The 16678-nt window shown below is 59.9% G+C and carries 14 protein-coding genes; 7 read left to right on the top strand and 7 right to left on the bottom strand.

The genetic code is table 11. The features are described 5' to 3' along the window. Nucleotides 1–108: 108 nt before the first annotated feature. The 6 genes from INF32_RS06845 to INF32_RS06820 all read left to right on the top strand — a co-directional run bounded on the left by INF32_RS06845 (nucleotide 109) and on the right by INF32_RS06820 (nucleotide 6244). The gene (locus INF32_RS06845) at nucleotides 109–726 is read left to right on the top strand and encodes a nucleotide exchange factor GrpE (protein WP_226387612.1); all 618 of its coding nucleotides are present in this window, start codon (nucleotides 109–111) and stop codon (nucleotides 724–726) included. Between the two features lie 4 nt (nucleotides 727–730). Next, complete coding sequence (gene dnaJ / locus INF32_RS06840; protein WP_226387611.1) at nucleotides 731–1906, top strand: molecular chaperone DnaJ; 1176 nt, start codon at nucleotides 731–733, stop codon at nucleotides 1904–1906. A gap of 179 nt (nucleotides 1907–2085) precedes the next feature. Beyond that, nucleotides 2086–2382 carry a hypothetical protein gene (locus tag INF32_RS06835; protein ID WP_226387610.1) on the top strand — a complete coding sequence of 99 codons (297 nt, stop codon included), beginning with the start codon at nucleotides 2086–2088 and terminating at the stop codon, nucleotides 2380–2382. 15 nt (nucleotides 2383–2397) lie between these two features. Next, nucleotides 2398–4320, top strand: coding sequence for a DNA mismatch repair endonuclease MutL (mutL, locus tag INF32_RS06830; protein ID WP_226387609.1), 1923 nt, complete (start codon nucleotides 2398–2400; stop codon nucleotides 4318–4320). Between the two features lie 9 nt (nucleotides 4321–4329). Continuing rightward, nucleotides 4330–5019 (top strand): rhomboid family intramembrane serine protease, encoded by a 690-nt coding sequence (locus tag INF32_RS06825; RefSeq protein ID WP_226387608.1) that lies wholly within the window; start codon nucleotides 4330–4332, stop codon nucleotides 5017–5019. Between the two features lie 55 nt (nucleotides 5020–5074). Then, nucleotides 5075–6244, top strand: a complete 1170-nt coding sequence (locus INF32_RS06820; protein WP_226387607.1) for an endonuclease/exonuclease/phosphatase family protein — start codon at nucleotides 5075–5077, stop codon at nucleotides 6242–6244. 118 nt (nucleotides 6245–6362) lie between these two features. Here INF32_RS06820 and INF32_RS06815 read toward each other — a convergent pair whose 3' ends face one another. Genes INF32_RS06815 through INF32_RS06805 form a run of 3 tightly spaced genes read right to left on the bottom strand, consistent with a single transcriptional unit; the run spans nucleotide 6363 to nucleotide 11934 of the window. After that, nucleotides 6363–7748 (bottom strand): TolC family protein, encoded by a 1386-nt coding sequence (locus tag INF32_RS06815; RefSeq protein ID WP_226387606.1) that lies wholly within the window; start codon nucleotides 7746–7748, stop codon nucleotides 6363–6365. Then, nucleotides 7745–10792 carry an efflux RND transporter permease subunit gene (locus INF32_RS06810; protein WP_226387605.1) on the bottom strand — a complete coding sequence of 1016 codons (3048 nt, stop codon included), beginning with the start codon at nucleotides 10790–10792 and terminating at the stop codon, nucleotides 7745–7747. The genes INF32_RS06815 and INF32_RS06810 overlap by 4 nt, the downstream gene beginning before the upstream one ends. 44 nt (nucleotides 10793–10836) lie before the next feature. Continuing rightward, on the bottom strand, nucleotides 10837–11934 hold the full coding sequence (locus INF32_RS06805; protein ID WP_226387604.1) for an efflux RND transporter periplasmic adaptor subunit: 1098 nt from the start codon (nucleotides 11932–11934) through the stop codon (nucleotides 10837–10839). Between the two features lie 181 nt (nucleotides 11935–12115). On the opposite strand from INF32_RS06805, the gene INF32_RS06800 reads away from it, so the two are divergent. Continuing rightward, nucleotides 12116–12562: a YhcH/YjgK/YiaL family protein gene (locus INF32_RS06800; protein ID WP_226387603.1), complete on the top strand. Its 447-nt coding sequence runs from the start codon at nucleotides 12116–12118 to the stop codon at nucleotides 12560–12562. A 63-nt stretch (nucleotides 12563–12625) separates the two neighbouring features. Here the strand turns inward: INF32_RS06800 and INF32_RS06795 are convergent, their stop codons facing one another. From INF32_RS06795 to INF32_RS06780, 4 genes are all read right to left on the bottom strand, one after another. Next, the gene (locus INF32_RS06795; RefSeq protein WP_226387602.1) at nucleotides 12626–13300 is read right to left on the bottom strand and encodes an aquaporin; all 675 of its coding nucleotides are present in this window, start codon (nucleotides 13298–13300) and stop codon (nucleotides 12626–12628) included. Nucleotides 13301–13349: 49 nt separating this feature from the next. After that, nucleotides 13350–14879, bottom strand: coding sequence for a phosphomethylpyrimidine synthase ThiC (gene thiC / locus INF32_RS06790; protein ID WP_226387601.1), 1530 nt, complete (start codon nucleotides 14877–14879; stop codon nucleotides 13350–13352). A 230-nt stretch (nucleotides 14880–15109) separates the two neighbouring features. Next, a complete protein-coding gene (locus tag INF32_RS06785; protein ID WP_226387600.1) occupies nucleotides 15110–15685 on the bottom strand; it encodes a hypothetical protein in 576 nt (191 codons plus the stop codon). A 22-nt stretch (nucleotides 15686–15707) separates the two neighbouring features. After that, nucleotides 15708–16655: a ribonuclease Z gene (locus INF32_RS06780; RefSeq protein ID WP_226387599.1), complete on the bottom strand. Its 948-nt coding sequence runs from the start codon at nucleotides 16653–16655 to the stop codon at nucleotides 15708–15710. Nucleotides 16656–16678 lie beyond the last annotated feature (23 nt).

Below are 16678 nucleotides of genomic sequence, written 5' to 3'. Positions count from 1 at the left end.
AGCGGACCTTTCCGTTTTTGAATCCCGGCTAAAAATGCTTTACTTTGTGCCGTTTCCCGGTTGGTATATTATTTGTTCCCTACCTTTTCCGCAGAAAAACCAAACGCTATGGCAAAAGATAAAAACAAGGAGAAAATGAAAAACAAAAAGGCTGACAGCCAAACGGTTGTCGAGGATGATTCGTTCGTGCAGGGCGAAGCGTACCCCAACTGCGACGGCGAGCCGTGTGTCAATGTGGCAGACGAGGCGGAAGAAGGCCGTGACAAATCGGCACCTTTGGCAGAAGAGGCCGCCGCAGCCGAGGCTGCCCAGTGGAAGGACAAATACCTGCGTCTGTCGGCTGAATTCGACAATTACCGCAAACGCACCCTGCGCGAGAAGATGGATCTGATCGCAGCGGGCGGCGAGGATGTCATCAAATCGGTGCTGGTCATCGTGGACGACCTGGACCGCGCCCTGCTGGCCGTGGAGAACGCCAAGGACGTGGAGGCGCTGCGCGAGGGCGTGCGTCTGATCGCCCAGAAACTCGAAAGCACGCTCCGCAGCAAGGGCGTTTCGGAGATCGAGGCGATCGGCCTGCCGCTGGACACCGATCTGCACGAGGCGGTGGCCAAGGTGCCCGTGGAAGACGAGGCCAAGAAGGGCAAGATCATCGATGTGGTGCAGAAAGGATACAAACTCAAGGATAAAGTGGTCCGCTACGCGAAGGTGGTGGTAGGAGAATAACGGTATGGCAGCGAAAAGAGATTACTACGAGGTATTGGGGGTTTCCCGCGACGCGAGCGCCGACGAGATCAAGAAGGCGTACCGCAAGGCGGCCATCCAGTACCACCCAGACAAGAATCCCGGCAACAAGGAGGCCGAGGAGAAGTTCAAGGAGGCTGCCGAGGCGTACGACGTGCTGAGCAATCCCGACAAGAAGGCCCGTTACGACCAGTTCGGCCACGAAGGCATGAGCGGTGCGGGCGGTTTCGGCGGAGGCGGCGGTTTCTCGGGCGGCTTCACGATGGAGGACATTTTCAGCCAGTTCGGCGACATTTTCGGCGGACACTTTTCCGGCGGCGGCTTCTCGGGCGGCTTCGGCGGTTTCGGCGGAGGCGGGCAGCAGCGGGTGAACCGGGGTTCCGATCTGCGCATCAAGGTCAAACTGACCCTCAAGGAGATCGCTAACGGAACGGCCAAGAAGCTGAAAATCAATAAACTGAATCAGTGCGACCGTTGCGGAGGCAGCGGGGCGAAGGACAGCAGCGCCTTCAAGACGTGTCCCACCTGCAACGGTTCGGGTTATGTGACACAAGTGGTCAACACCTTTTTCGGCCGTACGCAGAGTACGCAGACCTGTCCCACCTGTCACGGCGAGGGCAAGGTGGTGACCGAGCCGTGTCCCAAGTGCCACGGCGACGGAACGCTCAAGGGCGAGGACGTGATCGAGATCAAGATTCCGGCCGGTGTGGGCGAAGGCATGCAGCTCTCTGTGAGCGGCAAGGGTAATGCGGCCCACCACGGAGGGGTGAACGGCGACCTGCTGGTGCTGATCGAGGAGGAGAAGGACCCCAATTTCGTACGGGACGGCAACGATTTGATCTACAATCTCAATATCACGGTGCCGACGGCCCTGCTGGGAGGTGCCGTGGAGGTGCCCACGGTGGATTCCCGCGTGAAGATCAAGATCGACCCCGGGACCCATGCGGGGAAGGTGCTCCGGCTCAAGGGAAAGGGGCTGCCCGACGTGAACGGCTACGGCCGGGGCGATATTCTCGTGGTGATCGACGTGGCGGTTCCCGCCAAGCTCACTGCCGAGGAGAAGAAGCTGGTGGAACAGCTCTCCCAGGGACCGAGTTTCCGAAGTGCCGAAGGGGCTTCCAGAGAGAATATTTTCGACCGGATGCGCAGTTTCTTCCGGTAGGATTCCGATCATTTGCCGCCGTTCCCGCCCCGCTGCCGAGGCGGGAACGGTTTTTTCGGGAAAGTCTCCGGAATACGATCCGCCGAAGGCGTATCCGGAAGAATTGCCGGGAGGCGGGACCGTGCGATTTCTCAATCTCGCCAATTATATCTATCTTTGTAACGATAAGACGAAAAAGTATGTTAGGTTTTGGAGCATTCAGACGCAAGCCGCGCCAGTTCGAGTACAGGCCCTTGCACTACGATCCCGTGCAGGAGGCCCGCGAGCAGCGGCGGAAAGAACTGCTCGGCGAAGACGCCGAGTCTCCGCTCGAGGGGGAACACCGGGAATACAAGCCGGGGCAGTACATACGGGGAGGCATCCGGCGCCGCTCCATTTCCCATCACGAGGAGGCCAGCCGGCGCAAGATGATGCGTTCGGTTGCCGCGCTGGTGATGCTGGTCGCCATCGTGATCTGGATCATTGTGACCGCATAATTCCTGCCGCCATCCATGTCAGACCGTATCAGACTGCTGCCCGATTCCGTTTCCAACCAGATCGCCGCCGGCGAGGTGGTCAACCGTCCTGCGTCTGTCGTCAAGGAGATGATGGAGAATGCTGTGGACGCCGGGGCCCGCAGCGTGACCGTCAATTTCCGGGACGGAGGCAAAGAGATGATCCAGGTGGTGGACGACGGCTGCGGCATGTCGCCCCTCGATGCGCGGCTGGCTTTCGACCGTCATGCCACCAGCAAGATCACGCGGGTGGACGATATCTACTCCCTCTCCACGTTCGGTTTCCGGGGCGAGGCGCTCGCTTCGATCGCGGCGGTGGCCGAGGTGCAGCTGCGTACCCGGCCGCACGAGGATGAATTGGGAACGGCCGTGGATATCGCCGGAGGAGCGTTCCGCAGTCAGGAGGTGGTCAGCTGCCCGCCGGGTACGCAGTTCCTGGTGCGCAATCTGTTCTACAACGTTCCGGCCCGGCGCCGTTTCCTGGACAAGAGTTCCACCGAAGCCCGCCACATCACGGCCGAGTTCCAGCGGGTGGCGCTCTGCCATCCCGAAACCGCGTTCCTGCTCTACAACAACGACGCTCCCGTCTATAACCTGCCGCCCTCGTCGCTCCGCCAGCGGATCGTGGGGGTGATCGGCAAACATATTGCCAATAACCTGCTCGAAGTGGGGGCCGACACCACGATCGTGCAGGTGTCGGGATTCGTGGGCCGTCCTTCGGCCAGCAAGCAGACCAACCGGGACCAGTTCCTTTTCGTGAACGGGCGCTATTTCAAGAGCGCCTATTTCCACAAGGCGATCCTGCAGGCCTACGAGAAGCTGATTCCTGCCGGAACGCAGCCCTCCTATTTCCTCTACCTGAAGATCGACCCTGAGCGGATCGACGTGAACGTACATCCCCAGAAGATCGAGATCAAGTTCGACGACAACAATGCCGTCTGGCAGATCATCAACGCCGCCGTGCGTGAAAGCCTCGGCAAACTGGGCATGGTGCCGATGATGGATTTCGATGCCGATATGTCGGTGGAAATTCCCGTATGCCGGAAAGATGCGCCCGTCCGCTCGCCGGAGGTGGCGCCCAATCCCGATTTCAATCCGTTCAACGAGGATTACGGTTCGGTGTCGGGCAGCGGCCGGGTTTCCCGGGTGGCCGACTGTTCGGGGAGTGCCGGCGGATATGCGGTTTCGGAAAGGGGGATGTCCGGAGGAAGGTCCGGGGAGGAACCGGAACCGTCCGGAGTGGCCTATCCCGTTGCTGCCGGAGAGGCGGAGGAGTTTCCCGACCCCCAACTGATGGAGTTTATTTCGGGGGATGAGGCGCAGCAGGGGTTGCTCGAGATCGAGAGCGGCTGTGCGTTCGGTCCGGCGATCCGGCTGGGGCAGGGATACGCCGTCGCCACGGTGGGTGACGGGGTGGCGGTGGTCGATATCCGCAGGGCATACGAAGCGGTGCTCTACGACCGTTATATGCTCATGCTGGGCAGCGGGAGCAGCGCCACGCAGCAGTTGCTCTTTCCGGAACGGATACCTCTTTCGATCGACGACTACAATCTGATGAAACTGTACCGGGACGACTTCGTCTCGTTCGGTTTCGATCTGGAGTTCGGGCAGGATGAGCTTTGGGTGGAGGTAACCGGCGTTCCTGCCGATTTCACCTCGTCGGCGGTGGGCGACCTGCTGTTCGAACTGCTCGACGGGCTGCGTGAGGAGACCCGTTCCCCCGGAGAGCTGCGCCGCGGCCGGCTGGCCTCCATCATGTCGCGCAACGGGGCTTCGGCCCTGAGCAGGAATCTCGGAGAGGAGGAGCTGGAAGAGCTGCTCTCTTCGCTGGCCGCCTGCGGCAACAGTTGTTACACTCCTTCGGGACGTCCCGTGATGACGGTGATCCCGGAGAGCGAAATAAGGAAAAGACTTAAATAGAAGAACGATATGTTCAGACCGACCGGATATTTTTCGACGCCCCCCGTGGTGCTAAACCTGATTATTGTCAACTGCCTCTTTTTCATGGCCACGGCGCTGCTGCCGGGCGACATCGGATGGATGATCGAACAGAAACTGGGCCTCTATTTCTGGGAAAGCAGCAATTTCCGCCTCTACCAGGTGGTGACCCACATGTTCCTGCATGCCAATTTCTCGCACCTGTTCATGAATATGTTCGCCCTGTGGATGTTCGGCCGGGTGCTGGAGTACGATCTGGGAGGCAAACGTTTTCTGATCTACTATATGGCGACGGGAATCGGTGCGGCCCTGCTGCACCTGGGCGTAAGCTGGATCGAAATTTCCCGGATTCACGGGGCTATCGCCGAGTACGGGGCGCAGCCCGATCTGGTGCGTGCGCTGGTGAGCCGGGTCAACGTGGTGACGGTGGGGGCTTCGGGCGCCGTTTTCGGCGTGTTGCTGGCTTTCGGCATGATGCATCCCAACAGCGTTATCATGCTGCTGATTCCTCCGATTCCGATCAAGGCCAAATATTTCGTGATAGGTTACGGTGTGCTCGAACTCTTTCTGGGCATTTCGAATTCGGGCGGTAACGTCGCCCATTTCGCCCATGTGGGAGGCATGCTGTGGGGATATCTGTTGCTGAGGTGGTGGAAATACAAAAGGGTGATCTATTATTGACGGAACCGTGCCGGTGTGCCGGCATGGAGGATGCGTTCCGGAAAGGCTGTCGGTCATGAGACGAAATTACGGAGACTACGGCAGAAAGGACCGTGGGGCGGAATCCCGGCGGAGAGGGATGAATTTGCTGGATTATGTCCTGCTGATCGCTACCGTGATCTGTGCCGCCGTTCTCCTGCTCGCCTATCTGGCCCGCTATGTCAATCCCAACGATGTCTGGATATTCGCTTTCCTGGGGCTGGCGGCCCCGGTCTTCTATATCGTGAATGTGGTTCTGCTGCTCTACTGGGTACTCCGCTGGAGGGCTTACGCCTTCATTCCGCTGACCGTACTGCTGACGGGAATCGGGGGGATCTCCTCCTTTTTCCGGCCCGTGTTGAGCAAGCGTTATGTGGAACCGTCCGATGAGGCGGCTCTGACGGTGGTCAGTTACAATGTGATGGGATTCCTGAGCCGGGAGGACCCCCGTCACGTTTCCAACATGCGGGAGACGGTCTCCTTCATCGACTCGCTGGCTCCCGATCTGCTCTTTATCCAGGAGTACCAGTCGACTCCCAAGGCCCCGGCCCGGGAGATCGACAGCCTGCTGGGGGCGCTTCCCTACCGGGTGGTGAACTACAAGGTGTCGGGCACTCCGGGACATGGCTGGGGGCTGGCCATTTACAGCCGCTATCCGGTGGTCCGGTCGGGCCATGTGGATTTCGAACATTCGACCAACTCCTCGCTCTGGGCCGACGTGGCGGTGCGTAAGGGCGATACGCTCCGGCTGTTCAACAACCATCTGCAAACCACTTCGATCAACTCTTCCGACCGCGATTTCATCACTACGCCCGAGTTCATGCAGAGCGACAGCGAAGCGAAAAAGGAGCGGGTGCGCAATATCGTTCACAAACTACGGGAGAATTACAAGATACGGGCCCGGCAGGCCGATTCGCTGGCTCCGTTGATCGCTTCGAGCCCCTACCCGGTGATCGTGTGCGGCGATTTCAACGATACGCCGATGTCCTATGCCTATCATACGATCCGAGGCGGTCTGTCGGACGCCTTCAGCGAGAAGGGGCACGGTATGACCAACACCTACCGAGGATTTTTCAATCTGTTCCGGATCGATTACGTGTTGCATTCCCCCGAGTTGGAGACGCTCAGTTACTCCACTCCTCCCTCCGACCGGTCGGACCACAATCCGGTGCTGGTGCGGCTGAAACTGCCCGGACCGCGGCCGTAGGCGGTTACGGTGCATCTTTGCGGAGGGTGTTCCGGGGGCGATCGTCGGAGATGACAAAGGCCGGATGTCGATCCGGCCTTTGTCGTGTGGCGGTAAAGTGCCCCTCCCCGCTGCCATCTTATTGCAGGATGCCGCCGGAGAGGTATCGCAGATTGATTTCCGATATTTTCGCCTGGTAAACGGCGTCGAGTTTCCGCTCGACGGCTTCCAGGTAGCTGCGCTGGATTTCCCGGAACTCGATACCCGACATGGTGCCCAGCCGGTACATCTCCATCGCTGCGTCGAGATTGGCCAGTGCCGCGTCGGCCGATTCCTGCTCGAAACCGATCATCATGAAATTCTTGCGGTAGGTATTGAACAGGCGCGAAATTTCGCTGGTGACGCCGAGTTGGGTCTGTTGAAGCGTGAGCTCGCTGTTGTCCAGTTCGAGTTTGGCGTTTTTGATCTTGCGGTTGGTTTCCAGTCTGTCGAAGAGTTTGATCGAGGCCGTGAAACCCCATGTGGCGCCGTGCAGCTGGCTGAAACGGGGCGCCAGTTTCCCGCTGGCACTGTGGTCGAACCGGTAGGCCGCCGTGAAGTCGAGGGTGGGGTAACGCGACGAACGGGCGATTTTCAGGTCGAGTTCCGATACGCGCTGTCCGGAGCGGGCCAGCAGGACCGAAGTGTTGCGGTCCATGGCTTCCGTCCGCAGCACTTCCAGCGAAAGCTGGCCGTTCGGGGTGATCGTATCGCACAGTTGCGCCTTGGTTTTCAGGTCGACGTTCATCATCTCGTACAGGGTGATATAGGCGTTGCGGATGATCTCCTGCTGGAGCACCAGCTTCGAACTGTCGGCGTTCAGGTCGATTTTAGCCTGTTTCATCTCCAGACCGGAGATGCTGCCGATGTTGTATTTCTCCAGCGCCTGGTTGTACCGCAGGGTGGAGATGGCCAGGTACAGTTTGGCGGCTTCCAGCCGGTTTTGCTCGGTGACGATGTAATAGTATTGCTCCGAGATGTCCGATACGAGGCTTTCGATGTTTCCCCTCAGATTGAGTTCTCCTGCCTTGAGCAGCTCCTTCTGGGTGTCATAGGTGGCGAACATCGACATTCCGTCGAACAGGCGCCAGTCGAGCGACAGGTCGGCCGTGTAGGTGTTGGCCACGTAATCCTGTTTGACGGCGGGTTCTCCGCCCCGGTAGACGTCCCGGTTGGAGAGCCGGTCCTGGCTTTGGTCGAGCCCGGCCGAGAGTACGGGCAGGAAGGGGGCCGGAGTGTGGTTGTTCCGGGCGATCTCCTGTTCGTTCCGGGCGATCTTGACCGCGTAGTTTCCCTCGATGGCCTCTTTCAGACACTCTTCCAGCGACAGCAGTTTCGTGTCGGGCGAAGGGGGTTCGGGCTGCATGTGTTGCAGCAGATCGTTCAGCGTGAGGGGCACTCCGGGCTGCTGTCCGGGATTTTCCGCACGGACGGAACCGAGTGCGAGACCGAAGATGAAAAGGGCGGATATCGTTTGGCGGATCATGATTGTTTTTCCGATTTGTTGCTGTGGCTGAGGTAACTGTAAATGGCGGGGATGACGAACAGGGTGAGGAACGTGGCGCAGATCATGCCGCCCACGACCGTGATACCCATGGCGATGCGGCTCTCCGAGCCGGCACCCGTGGAGACAGCCATCGGGAGGATGCCCAGGATGGTCGCCAGCGAGGTCATCAGGATCGGGCGCAGACGCGATACGGCCGCATCCGTGATGGCATCGTGCACCGAAAGTCCGTGTTCCTTGCGCTGGTTGGCGAACTCGACGATCAGGATACCGTTCTTGGTCACCAGTCCGATCAGCATGATGATACCGATCTGGCTGAAAATGTTCATCGTCTGCGAGAAGAGGTACATCGACAGCAGGGCTCCGATCAGGGCCAGCGGCACGGTGAGCATGATGATGAGCGGGTCGCGGAAACTCTCGAACTGGGCGGCCAGCACCAGATAGATCAGGATCAGGGCCAGCGAGAAGGCGAAGATCAGGCTCGAAGAACTCTCGACGAAGTCTTTCGAGTTACCGCTGAGCGTGGTGCTGAACGTGTCGTCGAGCACCTTTTTCGCAATGCGGTCCATCTCTTCCAGGCCGTCGCCCAGCGTCTTGCCCTTGACCATGTCCGCCGATACGGTGGCCGATACGAAACGGTTGTAGTGGTAGAGCTTGGGCGGAGTGCTGCTTTCGGTCAGCGTGACGAAGTTGTCGAGCTGGATCAGCTCGCCCTTGTCGTTACGGACGTAGATGCCCGCCAGGTCGGTCGGTTTGCTCCGGCTGGGCCGGTCGAACATGCTGAGGATTTCGTACTGCTTGCCGTTGCGGATGTAGTAGCCGATACGCTGTTCGCTCATGGCCAACTGGAGTGTTTCGGCGATGTTCTGGACCGTCACGCCCATCGTGGCGGCCCGGTCTCGGTTGATGCTGACCGTGAGCTCCGGTTTGGTGAATTTTAGGTTGACGTCCGAAACGGAGAAGACCGGGCTGGCCGACACTTCGTTCATGAAGCGGGGCAGCGCTTCCCGCATGTCGTCCAGGCTCTGGGCCTGCAACACGTACTGAACGGGGAGGCCTCCCTTCTGGTTTCCGAAGGTCTGCTGCTGGGAGACGATCGTGCGGGCCCCGGTCATCTTCGAGAGGCGGGGCGTCAAGTCGGCCGCGATCTCCTGCTGGGTGCGTTCCCGCTGGTCGGCATCCTTGAGGATGATCGTGAAGTTCGAGCTGTTCACCGTGTTCCGCATGCCCACCATGGCCAGGTGGCCGCCGTCCTGTTCGGGGACGTATTTGTTGATGGTGTCGGTCACACGGTCGGTATAGGCCAGCATGTAGTCGTACGACGTGCCTTCCGGGGCGGTCGACGTGGCCTTCAGCTGGGACCGGTCCTCGAGCGGGGCCATCTCGGAGGGAATCTGGGTCCAGAGCCATCCGACGACGCCCAGCGTTACCACGAGGATGACGACGGCTACCCAGCGCCGTCTGAGGAAACCGAGCAGGGCCCGTTTGTAGAAGTTGGTGAGACCCGTGAAGAAAGGCTCCGTGATGCGGTAGAGTTTTCCCTGGGTGGAGGAGCCGCTGAGCATCTTCACCGTGATCATCGGGGTGAAGGTGAGCGCCACGAATGCCGAGATCACCACGGCGCCGGCGATCACGAGACTGAACTCGCGGAACAGGCGGCCCGTGACGCCCTGCAGGAAGACGATCGGGAAGAACACGGCCACCAGAGCCACGGTGGTGGAGATGACGGCGAAGAATATCTCCTGCGTCCCCTTGATACCGGCCTCCTCGGGGTCCATGCCCTGTTCGATCTTCGAATAGATGTTCTCCATGACCACGATGGCGTCGTCGACCACCAGTCCGATAGCCAGCACGATGGCCAGCAGGGTGAGGATGTTGATCGAGAACCCGCAGATGTACATGATGAAGAAGGCTCCGATCAGCGAGACGGGGATGGCCAGCACGGGGATCAGCGTGGTGCGCCACGTGCGCAGGAAGAGGAAGATGATGAGCACCACCAGCACGAACGCCTCGACGATGGTATGCTGCACCTCGTTGATCGACTGGCGGATGAACTTCGTATTGTCGAAACCGGTGCGGATGACGATATCTTCCGGAAGGTCCTTCTTGATCTGTTCGATGCCTTTGACGGCATTGTCGACGATCGTGATGTAGTTGGCTCCCGGCTGGGGGATCAGCATGCAGGAGACCATCGTCACGCCGTTGCGTTTGAGGATCGAACGGGTGTTCTGGGCCTCGATGATGGCTTCGCCCACGTCCGAGAAACGCACTACGCGCTCCCCGTCCTGGGAGATGATCAGGTTGTTGAAGTCGTCGATGGTCTCCAGTCGGCCCAGCGTGCGGATGATGAGCTCCGTGTTGTCGCCTTCGATGCGGCCGGCCGGAAGTTCGATGTTCTCTCGGGTGACGGCGTCGCGCACGTCCATCGGGGTGAGCCCGTAGGCTGCCAGCAGCATGGGGTCCATCTTCAGACGGATCGACATGCGCCGCGAACCGCGCACGTCGACCGACGAGACGCCCGGAATGGTTTGCAGGCGCTCCTTGAAGTTGACTTCGGCGTATTCGCTCAGGTCGATGATCGAGCGGCTTTCGCTTTCGAGCGTGACGCTGTAAATGGGTTCGGCGTCGGCATCGGCTTTGGTCACCACGGGCGGATCGACGTCGGCGGGCAGCTTGCGCTGGGCTTCGGACACCTTGTTACGCACGTCGTTGGCGGCCGTTTCCAAATCGACCTCGATGTTGAACTCCACGGAAATGTAGCTCGTTCCGTCGGAACTGACGCTCGAGATGGAGCGGATACCCGGGATGCCGTTGATCGAGGCTTCGAGGGGTTCGGTGATCTGGGTCTCGATCACGTCCGCGTTGGCCCCCGAAAAGGTGGTGCGCACGGAGATGATCGGCGGATCGACGCTCGGGTAGTCCCGCACGCCGAGAAACGTGAAACCGATAAAGCCGATGATCAGGACGAAAATGTTGAGCACCGTGGCCAGTACCGGTCGTTTTATGCAGACAGAGGCAAGACTCATGGCAGGTTGTTTTGCTTAGGATGGGTTTTCGGAGTGGGTCGGAATCAGTTGGTGATTTGAAGCGGGGAGTTTTCGCGGATCTGGAGCAGGCCGGTCACGATCACGCTGTCGCCTTTGCTGAGGCCCTCGGTGACCTCCACTGTCGTCTCGCCGCGCACGCCCGTGGTGACCGGAACCGATACGGCATGATTATTCCGCACGACCCAGACCTTTTTATGGTCGGCTTCGGGAACGATCGCTTCGGTCGGTATCTGGAGCGTGGAGCCTGTTTTCTGGCCCGTGGTCACGCTGGCGAACATACCGGGCAGCAACTGCATCGAACTGTTGTCGAAGAGGGCTCTCATGGAGACCGTACGGGTCTTTTCGTCCACTTTCGGGTCGATGGCGTAGATCGTGGCCCGATTGACCGTCTTGTTCCCTTCGGTCGTGAAACTGATGGGCGAACCCACGCGGGAAGCGTGGTGGTATTTTTCGGGAATGGAGAATTCCACTTTCAGTTTCGAGTAGTCCACCAGCCTGGCCACCAGCGTATTGGGTTGCAGATAGCTGCCGAGGCTGATGTAGCGGAAACCGATCACGCCGTCGAACGGGGCGCGGATTTCTGTCTTGTCGATCTTGACCTGGAGCAGCTGGATGTCGGCTTCGACCATGTTGTAGTCGGTTTCGATCTGGTCGAACGCCTCGCGGCTGATGGCGTCCTTTTCGAGCAGGATGCGGTTACGCCCCAGCTTCTCCTTAAGCAGGTCGCGCTGGAACACAGCCCGTTTGAGTTGGGACTGGAGGTCTTCGTCGTTGACCTTCACCAGCAGGTCGCCTTTTTTGACGGGCGTGCCCTCCTGGAAGGTGATCCGTTCGACCTTTCCGGCGATTTCGCTCGAAATATCCACCTCTTCGTTGGGCAGGAGCGTTCCGACGGCGCGGATACCTTCGTCCAGCCTCATGAAATCGGCGACGTGAACGGTGACGGGAACGGCCCGGTTGCCCCGGCTCTTGCCCTTGTTCTCTTTCTCCTGGGCGGCCGCCGCGCGTTCCGGATCGGGTTCTTCGGGGGATTGCGAGGTGAAGTAGTTGTACAATACGATAGCGCCCACGGCGATCACGGGGATAAGGATCAACAGGGTGGTCTTGGATTTGCGTACCATAGTAGTCGATGTAGGGTAGTAAAAATACTTCCGCAAAATACGAAAAATACCCGAAACGGGCAATATCTGGCGGTGAAACGGTAAAATGGAGGGGTCAAACGACCCGGGGCGGAAGGATTTTCGGAAATATTTGCCTAACTTTGTTTGATAATCCGGAGTCAAATCCTAAAAATAGACGATTATGGTATTCGATGCATTATCCAACGGAGAGCTTTATAACACGCTCAACCCCCGTTTCGCCAAGGCGTTCGCCTATCTGAAGACGATCGACCTGGCATCCCTCGCCGAGGGAAAGTACGAAATCGACGGCAAGGAGATTTTCATGTCGGTCATGGAACGCGATCTGAAAACGCCCGAGCAGGCCGCGCTGGAGGTACACGATAAGTACATTGACATCCAGGTGGTTGTGGCCGGACAGGAGAGCTTCGGATGGAAGGACCGAAAGGCCTGCGCTTCGCCGCGCGGCGAAATGTCTGCGGAAAAGGATATTCTTTTCTACGACGACAAGCCTTCCACCTATTTCTCCCTGTTGCCGGGCGAATTCTCCATCTTCTTCCCGGGCGACGCGCACGCTCCGCTGGTAGGTCACGGACGGATCAAAAAGTGCGTCATCAAGGTGTTGGCGTAAGTCTGCCGTATGCGAAACGGCCCGGTCTCTTTCGAGACCGGGCCGTTCTTTTTTCCGGAAAGATCAGGAGCGCAGGGCTTTCCACACTCCGGCAGAGAGGGCGGCCCCGATAAGCGGCGCCACGATGAAGAGCCAGAGCTGGGAGAGAGCCTCGCCGCCGGCAAACAGGGCCGGACCGATGCTGCGGGCGGGATTGACCGACGTGCCGGTGATGGGAATGCAGACGATGTGCACCAGTGTGAGAGTCAGTCCGATAGCCAGGCCGGCCAGCGCAGGGTTGCCGCCTTTTTCGTCCGTCACGCCGAGGACGACCAGCACGAAGATGAAGGTGAACGCGATTTCGGCGATCAGGGCCGGAATCAGGTTTCCTTCGGCGTAGCCGTTCGCTCCGGTCGTGGTCCCCTCTTCGGGGATGAACACGTTGCCGCTGTTGACCAACAGCCAGATGACCGCCGAAGCGATCACGGCGCCGATCACCTGGGCCGCCATGTACAGGCCGGCTTCCCGGCCGGACATCCGGCCGCTGAGCCATACGCCCAGCGTGATGGCCGGGTTGATGTGGCATCCGCTGACGGAACCGATCGCGTAGGCCATGGCTACGACCGAGAGCCCGAAGGCGAAAGCGATGGTCAGCACGGCGGCCACGCTGGTCGGTCCGCCGTTGAATACGGCGGCTCCGCAGCCCATCAGTACCAGGACGAACGTTCCGGTCATCTCTGCAAGGAATTTTTTCTTCATGGTTTTGATATTTAGGTTAGTGTGTAAAGAGGTTCGGATGAGGTGCCGTCTATTTTTTCGGGTCGCCATCGATCGAGCGGGTGATCTTCATGGCGCAGAAATCGGGGCCGCACATGGCGCAGTGGTCGGCGCCGTCGGTAATCATCTCGTGGTGCATGCGGGCAGCGCGTTCCGGGTCGAGCGACAGGTTGAACTGGTCGGCCCAGCGGAATTCGTAGCGGGCCCGGCTCATGGCCTTGTCTCGGGCCATGGCGGCGGGATGTCCCTTGGCTATGTCGGCGGCGTGGGCGGCGATCTTGAAAGTGACCACCCCTTCGCGCACGTCGTCGCGGTTGGGAAGGGCCAGGTGTTCTTTCGTGGTGACATAGCAGAGCATGGCCGTGCCCAGTGCCCCGATGATGGCCCCGCCGATCGCGGCCGTGACGTGATCGTACCCCGCGCCGATGTCGCACACCAGCGGGCCGAGCGTGTAGAAGGGCGCTCCGTGGCACTGTTCCACCTGCCGTTCCATGTTTTCCCTGATGCGGTTCATCGGTACGTGGCCCGGGCCCTCGATGATGACCTGCACGTCGTGTTTCCAGGCCGTGCGGGTCAGCTCGCCCAGCGTTTCCAGTTCGCCGAACTGGGCGGCGTCGTTGGCGTCGGCCAGCGACCCGGGACGCAGTCCGTCGCCCAGCGAGAAGGCGATGTCGTAGCGTTTCATGATCTCGCAGATCTCCTCGAAATGGGTGTAGAGGAAACTTTCGCAGTCGTTGATGCTCATCCATTTGGCCATGATCGACCCGCCTCTCGAGACGATGCCCGTGGTGCGGTCCAGCGCCAGCGGTATGTGGCGCCGGAGAATGCCGGCGTGGATGGTGAAGTAGTCCACGCCCTGTTCGGCCTGTTCGATCAGCGTGTCGCGGTACATTTCCCAGGTGAGTTTCTCCACGCGGCCGCCCGCCTTTTCGAGGGCCTGGTACATCGGTACGGTGCCGATCGGGGTGGGGGTGTTACGGAGGATCGCCTCTCGGATGGCGTGGATGTTGCTGCCCGTGGAGAGGTCCATCACCGTGTCGGCGCCCCAGCGCACCGACCAGAGGGCCTTTTCTACCTCTTCGTCCAAACCGGAACCGAGCTTCGAGTTGCCGATGTTGGCATTGATCTTCACCAGGTAGCGGCTGCCGATGATCATCGGTTCGGCTTCCGGGTGGTTGCGGTTGCAGGGAATTACGGCGCGTCCTGCCGCCACGTCCTGCCTTACGGTTTCCGGTGTGATGCCGCTGCCGGGATCGCCGCAGCTCTCGCGGATGGCCACATACTCCATTTCGGGGGTGACGATTCCCTGCCGGGCATACCACATCTGGGTGTGGAACTCCTCGCCGGGACGGTGCCACGCCTCTTTCAGCCGGGGAAGGCCGCGCTCGATGTCGGGAACGTATCCTTCGCGGGTGTAAGGGCCGGTGGTATCGTACAGTACGATCTTCTCTCCGTTCTGGAGCGCCACTTCGCGCATGCCTACGCGGATGTCGTGGAGTGTGCCCGGTATTTCGATCTTGCGGGAGGAGAATTGCGGAAAGTTGAAAAGTTTGCTGTCCATGACTGTTCGTGCTTGGGCAAAGGCAGGGGCCGCAGTCGCCGGTTGTTTCGGTTTCCCGTAAAAATCCCTCTGCGGCATTACCCGCACAGGTTCGATGGGTGTGATCTCAGCTCCGCACGGGCGGGGCACCCCTTAAGATTCAGCACAAAGATAGAAATAAAAACGGGAAATCGTCCAAATCTTTTCGTTTCATCGGACGGGCCGGACGGGGAAGTGTGTATCCGGGCGGTTTATCGTTTCCGTTTTTTCAGCATTTTCGCGCTGCAGTTCGTGAGGCCGGGCGACTGGCTCTGCGAGAGACGGAGCAGGATCGCCCCGAATTCCTCCCGAGCCCATTCGGGCAGCGGCGAGAGACGGTCGAGCAACCGGACGGAAAGGGCCTGCACGGCGACCGGTGCGGCCGGGTCGATCAGACGGTCGAATGCGACCGTGACGAGCGCATTCCGCTCTTCGGGGGCAGGAAGGAACAGTTTCTTCTGTATCAGCAGGAGCACTATTTTCAGAAAGGATCGCTGCACGCCGGGAACAGTCGTATGGCGGATATCGGTCAGAATACGCTCCGAAAAGGGCAGAAATTCCTGCGGTGCTTCCGTTACGGCCTGCTCGAGGGCCCATGCAGCCCGGAAAGCCACCTGCGGATCGGGGTCGGCGGCCAGGTCAAGCGCCGCACCGTACAATCTCCTTTCTCGTATCATACGTCCGTAGCGAACGTTCATTCCCTCTCCGAATTCGGCTTTCAGCGAGGAACGGTCGAGCCGGAAGGCGTGGCGGGAAAGCGGTTCGGAACCGGAAGCGTTCTCTTTCATCGTGCAGGACCGGCAGGCTGTTTCAGCATTTGAGGGGATTGGTCCGGGGTGCGATCGCATAGGTCCTTCCCTCGACGGCCGCTTCCGTATTCGGAAACAGAGTGCGTGCCTCGGAGGCCATCGCCTCGTCGTCTTTGTACCGGGCGGAAAAGTGACCGATCAGCAGCCGTTCCGCTCCGGCCGCGAGGGCGGCCTTGGCGGCTTGCAACGTGGTCGAATGGCCCGTCTGGCGGGCAAGGGCCCGGTCGGCGTCTGCGAAAGTGGCTTCGTGGTAGAGCAGGTCGGCTCCCCGGACGAGCGATGCGGCCTTGGCCGAGTAGAGCGTGTCGCTCAGATAGGCGTAGCTGCGCGGTTCGTAGGGCCGGTAGGCGATTTCGGCGTTGGGAAGCAGCAGGGGGCCGCTTTCCGTATCGACGGCGACGTCTTCGCCCCGTTTGGCCGCCACGCATTGGGCGATGCCGAGTCCGTAACGTTCCACCGCGTCTCTGCGGACGTTGAGCGGAGGGGTTTTTTCCCGGAAAAGATAACCGGTGCAGGGTATGCGGTGGCGCAGCGGGACGCTCCACACCTCCAGTACCTTGTTTTCGTAGAGACAGGCGTAGCTGCGGGTATCCGCCTCGTGGAACTTGACCTCGAACGGCAGCTGCGTGTCGAAATGGCGCAGGTGGAAATCCAGCATTTCGTTCAACGGTCCGGGACCGAACAGGTGCAGGGGCGTGCGTCTGCCGAGCAAGCCCAGCGTGGAGATCATCGGGAAAAGCCCGAACAGATGGTCTCCGTGCAGGTGGGTGATGAAGACGGCGTTCAGCTTCAGTAGCGGGATGCCGCAGCGCATGAGGCGGCTTTGGGTGCCTTCTCCGCAGTCCACCAAATAAAACTGCTCATGTACGTTGAGTACATGAGCAGAGTGGTGTTTTCCTGCCGCAGGCAGAGCCGAACCGCTACCGAGTATGGTAACTTTGAAGGTCATGCCGGCGGAAGCTGTATGCAGAG

It is taken from the genome of Gallalistipes aquisgranensis (genome assembly GCF_014982715.1).
In the GTDB taxonomy this organism is placed as follows: Bacteria; Bacteroidota; Bacteroidia; order Bacteroidales; family Rikenellaceae; genus Gallalistipes; species Gallalistipes aquisgranensis.
The sequence above is the reverse complement of the archived record's forward strand: the minus strand, read 5'-3'. Positions and strand labels throughout refer to the sequence as shown.